This window comes from Psychromonas sp., assembly GCF_983033635.1.
In genome coordinates this window covers 1-9,004 of the sequence record NZ_CEZLMY010000145.1, presented here as the reverse complement: position 1 = coordinate 9,004, position 9,004 = coordinate 1, and the positions used below count along the sequence as shown (strand labels likewise).

Genomic DNA, 9,004 nt, shown 5'->3' with positions numbered 1-9,004 from the left:
TGCAAGGCCGGAAATAGCAGGTTTCTCTTTTAACAAACGTTTGGTATCCGCAACAGGCACATGCCCTTCTAAAACATAACCGCCAATGTTAGCTGTATGACACGACATCAGCTCAGGCGTAATACCGTGCTCTTGTCGAATTTGACTGTTATTAGCTTGTTCAACGACGATCACATCAAATCCCGCTTCTTTTATTTGCTCAGCCCATGCACTGCAGCATCCACAATAAGGCGATTTATATAAAGTCATTTCGGCTGCAAACGCACCAGCAGAGAATAAAGATAAGCTAAGTAATAATGTTTGTATTTTTTTCATAATTTTCCATCCATAAATAAGTTAAATAATAAAATTTGTTGCTAACTAACGAGCAGAACAATGGGAGGACGGAACAAACGGGAGGGAAAATGTTGTAATACACTATTTTTTGTGTCGAAAAAAGCAGCGCGTTGAAATGCGGGTAACTTTTGTAAAGCATTTAAGCGCTCAAACTCAAAAGATAAAAGTGACGCCGTTGAACAACATTGATTATTGCTCATATCAACCGAGCTATTACACACACAGTTTTGTGTTTGTTGTACCACGGGCGTATGCCTGACTTCAGCCTGCACCTGAACAGCACTAATAAATAACAGTTGTAATATTAAATAGAAATTAAATATTCGTTTCATAACCACTTATTACCTGCGAGTGAATTTTAATAATAAGCTATGTCCTTAGGGTAAGGTCAAAGCCTTTAAATAAAATTATTTACCTGCTTAAAGTTCCACTAATGGAGGACGTTTTCTCAGTAATAGTTCTTACTTCTCTTTTTTTAAGCATAAAAAATACAGATAAAGGCCCGAAAGAGGCAAGAATGTGCTTCAGAGAATGACCACTGAATTGTTCATAGAGCATAGAGAATATTTCTTTATCATATATTTCAGTGAGTTTTGCTAATAAATAAAACAGGAGGGCAAAAATCAAATATCTTTGATGAGTATATTGGCTTTTAAATACAATCATCACGACAGGAATGGTTAAAAGCGGAATCAACTGTATCCAATAATAAAATCTTAAATCATCTCTATAGTCCCAATAGATAACGCTGAAAAGCCCAAGTAAAACTGCTGGAATAAGGAGAAACCTTTCAATATTTGTATGCACATATTCACTCAAAATTGCAATAAACAAGCCCATAAAAGCAACCGTCATTGGAAGTCGATCCCAGAACAGGCTGTTGTTATCCGGATTCCAATGGTAATACCCGGAGCCGAAGCACACAATTGTTACAGCGAGGAAAAAAACAATCCAAGAGCAAGGAGCCATATTTTGTTTTTTTGTTAAACAAAAATACAATCCCATCCCCCCAAATAAAGCAAAGAAGATATTTGTTGTGACGTCGAAAAAATTGGGAATTGCAAAAATAGCTCTTTTATCTGCAAAATCATGATAAGACTGAGCCTGGCTGATAGTATCTAAAGAGATCATCATAATAAATGAGCCAATAATGACCAGGAGTAGAATTGACTCGCGAATATAGTTTCTCATAAATCACCTCAATATTAGATATAATCTAACTATAGAAGCTGTGCACTGATTGTGGGTTACACAATGGCTAACGCCTTTAGCATAGAACTAGTTGCGCAGCAGCTTAAGTCCTACGCTAAAGGCGCTATCGAAGGGTTAGGAAAGTGTTTTATTAAGTGCTGACAATAGCGCTGAATAGATAGGGTTACAAAAGTCAGCAACCTCACCTTCATTTTCAGACTCATAAGTTGAGCTCCATTCAACGAGAGTACCGTTAGCAGATGTTGTCAGCTTAACGACGCCAATGTATTTTTCTACGGCTGACTTAGAAACAGGCCCCGGACCATCATCTATGCTGTATGAAAAGGTAAACGCCTGTGCATCTAACGCAGTTAATGTTTCATGAAATAGATCATTGAGAACTCTTTTAGCCCCGACTTCATCCCCTTTCTTGTCGCCGACAACTTTTACAGAGGTAATAACTTCTGCTGCCCAAGACATATCGTGGAAATCGCTGATAGTCTTCCATACAGTGGCGATTGGTGAATTAATCACTATTTTGTTATAACAATTTCCCATGATTTTCTCCTTTCTTGATTAATGATCTTGATTAATGATATTGATTACATAAGCGCCTTACTCAGCGGCTTGAATAAGAGGGCAGATTTTTTGGGAAAAAAACGATAACAGCTAATATAAGTCCGCTTCTATTATTAAATCCAGAAAACCTGTTGATATTGGTTATCATTACAATTTACATGCGATCATGTTAATAATAGTACTAAAAGCAATATTAAGGATCTTACTTTCACATTGCTCTATTTGATTATCAGCAGCCACATGATAGAGCGCAAACCTTTAGCGACAGCCTAAAATAGCAAAGCTGACGAATAAGTGATCCGCACTCTTTTGACTCGGGGCAACTACAAATACGGGGAGCAAAAATACAAATACGGGTACAAATACGGTACGAAATACGGGCGGCGAAATACCGACGAAATACGGGGACAGCCAAACCTTTTATTCTACTCATTTATGCTTTCTTCATTATTAATTCTTCAATTATAACAATTAGTTACTACAATCAACGCATTGCTTTCATTGATTTTCACAGCCCTCAATAGATAATTAAATTAACGGAATTGCTATTAAACTTTTATAGCATACAGTGCAGTGAGTTTTGTGAGCTGAGATCAAGCAGCGGATTTACTGCTAAACGTATTCTTGGCATTTTACGTTCATTGTTAAAATAAAGTTAAGGAACGGATGCTTTTCTTGAAAAACGTTCTATATTAAATATTTACACCGAGCATATTTGCTCAAATTCATTAGCAAATGAAAGTTGAGGGGTAAATTATGGCGTTGAAACATATTTTTTTAGCGGGATTAAGCAGCATCTTTCTATTAGGTTGTGCAACTGGCGGTACCCCGGCAGACAAAAAAGAGAATGCGAGAAAAGACACGGCTGAAGCGTTGCTGCATATTTATGATGATCACCCAGATGCAAAGTCTACGGTAAGTAAAAGTATAGGTTATTTGGTGTGTACAGGTAGTGACAGTTATTTATTTGCTGCTTCAACAGGCGGTGGCGTTTGTACTTTCCATAGTAAAGGCAAAATAGATTATTACCGCTTCGCATCATTAGGTGTTGGAGCTGGCATTGGTTTTAAGGAAGTCGCCTTTGTCTATGCGTATAGTGACGCTGAAGCGATGAGGCGTTTTCTTGAAGATGGCTGGGATGCGGGCGCTCGTGCTGAAGCCAGTGCAAAAAATGAAGATGAAGGAGGACAAGCGGCAGCCAATACTTCATACGATGTTGATGGTGTGAGAATTTATCAATCGGCTTTATGGGGGGCGGCGGCACAAGCGACGGTTCAAGGTTATAAGTTCTGGCCGACTGACTTTACGGATGATGTAGTAGAGAATAGCGAAGAATAGAGTTAAATGAATCAACAATAATTTTCTATAAAAAAGGGAGTGCTGTTAGCTGTATTGGCAAATGCAGGCAAATACAGGGACAGCCAAACCTTTTATTTAAACTCTAAGTTGATAAAGATACAAACCATCCATAAATGTTCGAGTATTTGAGGCATAGCGCTATAAAAATGGTGTGTTTGCTGTAGCTGGACTAAATGATGAAGATTTTGCTGAGATTCAAGTATCAGTATCCCTTAGCAAAGCGCTAATTAGGGAAATATGTTGTTAATAACTGATATTAATGAAGCATTCGCTGCAATTTTGTTTTCCCCGATATCCAGCGTTTTCCTATATTCGCTGCAAATTTTGCAAGCGCTTCAAGTGAGCCAACTACGCCGTGATACTCCTTGCCAAAACTACTTGCTAAATCTAACCACGTATCACTATCCAGGCCAATGTTGCTAACCCGCCTAGGTGTGCTTTCACCAATCGCACCGCGCTTATCATCGCGAATAACTCGCCCAGCCAAAAATTTAGCTGGGCACTTCAATATTCACAGCAGCAGTTCACTCATCCTGCAAGGCCGCATGGGCTGCTGCCAGTCGGGCAATTGGTACCCGGTAGGGAGAGCAGGATACATAGTCGAGACCAATATGGTGGCAAAATTCCACACTTGAAGGTTCACCGCCATGCTCACCGCAGATCCCAACTTTCAAATCCAGCCGGGTCTGACGTCCTTTTTCGGTAGCCATGCTCACCAGTTGACCAACCCCTTCACGGTCCAGCTTGACGAACGGATCACTCAGAAAGACCCCGTTGTCGATATACGCGGGCAGAAAGTTTCCGGCATCATCCCGCGACAAGCCGTAAGTGGTCTGAGTCAGATCATTGGTGCCGAAGGAGAAAAAGTCAGCTTGCAGAGCAATCTTGTCCGCCATTAACGCGGCGCGTGGCAACTCAATCATAGTACCAATTTTATAGTCGACCTTAACGGCATAACGGCTAAGCACCTCTTCAGCAACCCGGACCGCATTTTCGCGCAGAATCCGTAACTCGTTAACATGAGCAACCAGCGGAATCATAATCTCCGGAACAATTTGATAGCCCTCATTTTTAACCAGTTCACAGGCCGCTTCCATAATCGCCCGAACCTGCATATCGTAAACTTCAGGATAGGTAATGCCGAGTCGACAGCCGCGATGACCGAGCATAGGGTTAAACTCATGCAGTTCTTCGACACGCTCTTTCACTGCGGAAAAGCTGATTCCGGTAATCGTAGCAAGCTCGGCAATATCATCATCCGTCTGCGGTAAAAATTCATGTAATGGCGGATCGAGCAAGCGGATGGTCACGGGCAGCCCCTTCATCTCACGGAACAGACCGATAAAGTCGCCCTTCTGCATCGGCATAATCTTATCCAGTGCCTTTTTCCGTCCCGCCAGATCGGCAGAGAGAATCATTTCACGTACCGCCTGAATCCGATCACCTTCAAAAAACATATGTTCAGTCCGGCACAAGCCTATTCCCTCAGCCCCGAACTCTCTGGCCACCTTGGCATCGTGGGGAGTATCTGCATTGCTTCTTACCTTGAGACAGCGGAACTTGTCAGCCCAACTCATCAGTATACCGAAGTCGCCGCTGACCGATGCCTGCACTTTCGGCATATCACCCAGAATCACTTCACCAGCACTACCGTCAAGGGTAATAATATCGCCCCGTTTGATGGTATGACCGGACTTGGTAACCAGTAACTGTTTTTCATAATCGATTTTCAGATCACTACAACCGGCGACGCAGCATTTTCCCATACCACGAGCCACAACCGCCGCATGGGAGGTCATGCCGCCACGAGCGGTAAGAATTCCCTGTGCAGCATCCATACCATGAATATCTTCAGGACTGGTTTCAATCCGAACCAGAATAACCTTCTGTTTCAGGCGGTTCTGCTCCTCTGCATCATCGGCACTAAACACCACCTTGCCGGTACAGGCCCCCGGTGATGCGGGCAGTCCTTTGGCGATAATGTTTTTTTGTGCGCCGGGATCTATACTGGGATGCAGCAGCTGCTCCAACTGTTCAGGATCAACCCGCAGCACAGCCTCCCGTTCACTGATCAAACCATCGCGAACCATTTCCACCGCAATTCTGATGCTAGCGTGAGCGGTCCGCTTGCCGGTGCGGGTCTGCAGCATATAAAGCTTGCCGGACTCTATGGTGAACTCAATATCCTGTATCTCTCGATAGTGCATTTCCAGCGTTTGCCGGATCTCCAGCAGTTGCTGGTAACACTCCGGCAGCACATCTTCCAGCGCAGGCAGATCGCCCTCTTTATACTTGACCTTATTAAGCGGCTGCGGAGTCCGGATACCGGCAACCACATCCTCACCCTGAGCGTTGACCAGATACTCACCGTAAAAATAATTTTCCCCGGTCGCTGGATCACGGGTAAATGCAACGCCGGTTGCGCAATCGTCCCCCATATTGCCGAATACCATCGCCTGCACATTGACCGCCGTCCCCCAATGAGAAGGAATATTGTTCAGATGCCGATAGGTCACGGCACGCTGATTCATCCATGAGCCGAACACCGCGGTAATCGCTTCCCAAAGCTGCTGTTGCGGATCATCAGGGAAATCGCAACCGAGTGCCTGCTTATAACTGGCCTTATATTCGCCCACCAGCTGCTGCAGATCTTCAGCGCTCAATTCATTATCCTGCTCGACGCCTTTACTGCGTTTTTTTTCTTCCAGTAGCTTTTCAAAAATTTCGCCATTTATCCCCTTTACAACATTGGCGTACATCTGGATAAAGCGCCGGTAGGAATCGTAGGCAAAACGGGGATCTTGGCTCTGGGCAATAACTCCTTCAATTGTCTGATCATTCAGGCCGAGATTAAGAACCGTATCCATCATCCCCGGCATCGAAGCAGGCGCACCGGAACGGATCGACAGCAGCAGTGGGTTCTCCCGATCGCCAAAGCCCTTATCCATCTGCTCTTCCAGGATTTTCAGGGCTCTTTTAAATTGCGCACGCATCTCTGCCGGATAACTGCCGTCACCTTCATTAAATTCCTTACACACAGCAGTCGTCAGGGTGAATCCGGGAGGAACTGGCAAACCGATCGAAGACATCTCCGCCAGATTGGCCCCCTTCGCCCCCAGCAAGCCGCGAAGCGACAGATCGCCATCTGCCCTGCCCTCACCAAATGAATAAACATATTTTGCCATCGGCATTACTCCTCAGTGTCTCAGCTGATAATACCATTATAGATAAATATCTGATCTTTTATGCTGGTTAAAATAAACCATCTCTGCGTTACAAGTTTTGTAAAGGGAACAACCATTTACTGCAACTCATGCCTTGATATGATTTATTTTTCCTACGCCTAAATTGACCACTTACTTACCTAGAATGGTATAATAAAAAAGACCGGCAAATTATGTGAATCCCAGATAAATCCTCAAGGTAGAAACACAACAGACGGATAACACAATTTACAGAAAATAAATTCAGAGAGCTGTGTATCAGCCAGTCTATCTCTTGCTTTAGAACTATCCTCCGGCCATCAATAATAAAATAACTGCTTTACGGGATTCCCTACATCCATTAACAACAAGGCACAGCATGGAATACCCGATAATACTAATTTTCAGCAAAAAAATTTGCCAACAATTGCTATCAATAAATTATATTTCAGTATGTACGTTATTAGGAAAAACGCAAAGCTGCTGCTGAACTATGACCTTTTTAAAAACTTGTTTTTTAACGGTAAAGCGCAGCGTAAAGATAAGTGAATAGAATTGATTGAACGCTTATGAAAATAGCTAATCCAGATTTTTTTTAAACCTTAAAGACGCCACAAGCAAACCCACCAGGGTGAAAATAGCCAGCCAGCTAACATCATAGGTCATATCGATAATCTCTACGTCACGCAGTACCACACCACGAATCAAACGCATAAAGTGTGTTGCCGGCAGGGCTTCGGCAATATATTGAGCAAGGATCGGCATGCCTTCATAAGGAAACATAAAACCCGACAGCAAGATCGATGGCAGTAACACAAATATTGTCATCTGCATCGATTGCAGTTGGTTATTGGCAATGGTTGAAATAACTAATCCTAAAGTGAGACTGGCGGTAATAAACAGTAAGGTAGCGCCTGCTAATTGCCATAAACTACCGTTAATCGGTATATTAAACAGCAGGTAACCTAAACCCAAAACAATAGTCACTTGCAGCGCCCCGATAAACATATAGGGGATAATTTTTCCAACCATTAATTCAATGGAACGGATCGGCGTGGTGATCAGCATTTCCAGATTGCCGCGTTCTCGCTCACGCACAATGGCAGCAGATGTGAACATTATCATGGTCATGGTTAATATCACCCCGACTAAACCGGGAACGATATTAACCGCAGTGCGCTGCTCCGGGTTATACAGCAATGCGACTTCAAAGGTCGGTGTATTGCGGTTTGCAGGCTTACTGAGCAGCTCCGTTAGCGGCATAGCCCTTAAGCTCTTTATCGCCGAGGCGATCATAGTATCAGAGCCATCAACTATCCACTGGGCAATAGGACGACTTGTTTCCTGATCGCTAGAAGGAGCACTGCCTAGCCCGACAGTCTGATGGCGCACGAGTCGCTGGCTAACATCTTTAGGTATAACTAAAACGGCACGGACTTCAGAGCGAGCAATAGCGGCTTCTGCCTGCTGAACATTGCGATAGTGCTGCGTGAATTTAACCACCTGAGTGGCGTCAATAGTTTGTATTAATATCCGGCTTAACCCTGTCTGGCTGTGATCCACAACAGCGACGGGGATATCCCGAATATTGGTGTTGATAGCGTAACCGAATAAAAGTAATTGAATTAACGGAATGATAATGATCATGCGCAGCGTCATATGGTCCCGTTTAAGCTGGATCAGTTCTTTGTTAAAAATGGCTTGGATTCTAAATAGAGACTTCATTGCCTGCCCTCACCCGTACAGGTCACAAATACATCCTCTAAGCTTGGACGAACCACAGTTAATATATCTGCTGGTCCGATATTTTGTTGCAGCTTTAAAAACGCAACTGGATCAGCGTGGCTATTTTTAATCAAAACACGTAAGCGGGACCCCAGTTGCGCAGCGGTGATCACATCAGGCAGCGTTAACAGCTCCTGCTTAAGCTGACGAAGATTTGACGACGCCACTTCGACAACATGTGCCCCCATCTGTTTCATCAACTGATCAGGAGAACCATCAGCACGTTTAATACCGGCTTCTAATATCGCCAGTTTGTGACAGCGTTCAGCTTCATCCATATAGTGAGTCGAAACCAGGATAGTGGTGCCTTGTTCACAAAGATCGAACAGTTGCTCCCAAAATTCACGTCTGTTTTCCGGATCGACAGCCGATGTAGGCTCATCTAAAAATAACAGTTCAGGTTTATGTAACGTTGCTGCGGCTAAACTGAGCCTCTGCCTTTGTCCGCCACTCATGCTTCCCGCCAGCTGCTTTGCTCTCTGCTCAAGCGCATAGATGCTCAGTAGTTGATCAACACGTTTCTTCTGTTCCCGGCTGGATAAGCCATAAAT

General features: G+C 43.7%; 9 protein-coding genes. 1 reads left to right on the top strand and 8 read right to left on the bottom strand.

Annotated elements, in window-relative coordinates; translation table 11 throughout:
• The 4 genes from AC4GME_RS14835 to AC4GME_RS14820 form a co-directional block, all read right to left on the bottom strand.
• Window positions 1-315, bottom strand: a 315-nt coding sequence (locus tag AC4GME_RS14835) for a DUF411 domain-containing protein (protein ID WP_490379662.1), incomplete at its 3' end; no start/stop codon positions are given.
• Between the two features lie 41 nt (window positions 316-356).
• Window positions 357-668 (bottom strand): hypothetical protein, encoded by a 312-nt coding sequence (locus tag AC4GME_RS14830; protein WP_490379661.1) that lies wholly within the window; start codon window positions 666-668, stop codon window positions 357-359.
• 79 nt (window positions 669-747) lie between these two features.
• A complete protein-coding gene (locus tag AC4GME_RS14825) occupies window positions 748-1,527 on the bottom strand; it encodes a ceramidase domain-containing protein (RefSeq protein WP_490379660.1) in 780 nt (259 codons plus the stop codon).
• A gap of 135 nt (window positions 1,528-1,662) precedes the next feature.
• A complete protein-coding gene (locus tag AC4GME_RS14820) occupies window positions 1,663-2,085 on the bottom strand; it encodes an SRPBCC family protein (RefSeq protein WP_490379659.1) in 423 nt (140 codons plus the stop codon).
• A gap of 777 nt (window positions 2,086-2,862) precedes the next feature.
• On the opposite strand from AC4GME_RS14820, the gene AC4GME_RS14815 reads away from it, so the two are divergent.
• The gene (locus AC4GME_RS14815) at window positions 2,863-3,444 is read left to right on the top strand and encodes a lipid-binding SYLF domain-containing protein (RefSeq protein WP_490377463.1); all 582 of its coding nucleotides are present in this window, start codon (window positions 2,863-2,865) and stop codon (window positions 3,442-3,444) included.
• 277 nt (window positions 3,445-3,721) lie between these two features.
• Here AC4GME_RS14815 and AC4GME_RS14810 read toward each other — a convergent pair whose 3' ends face one another.
• From AC4GME_RS14810 to AC4GME_RS14795, 4 genes are all read right to left on the bottom strand, one after another.
• Entirely contained in the window at window positions 3,722-3,952 is a 231-nt protein-coding gene (locus AC4GME_RS14810; protein WP_490377464.1) for a transposase, read from the bottom strand.
• Between the two features lie 37 nt (window positions 3,953-3,989).
• Complete coding sequence (gene ppdK, locus AC4GME_RS14805) at window positions 3,990-6,650, bottom strand: pyruvate, phosphate dikinase (protein WP_490377465.1); 2,661 nt, start codon at window positions 6,648-6,650, stop codon at window positions 3,990-3,992.
• 597 nt (window positions 6,651-7,247) lie between these two features.
• On the bottom strand, window positions 7,248-8,393 hold the full coding sequence (locus AC4GME_RS14800) for an ABC-2 transporter permease (protein ID WP_490377466.1): 1,146 nt from the start codon (window positions 8,391-8,393) through the stop codon (window positions 7,248-7,250).
• Window positions 8,390-9,004: ATP-binding cassette domain-containing protein (locus AC4GME_RS14795; RefSeq protein WP_490379658.1), on the bottom strand; the 615-nt coding region annotated here is incomplete at its 5' end. The genes AC4GME_RS14800 and AC4GME_RS14795, both read right to left, overlap by 4 nt.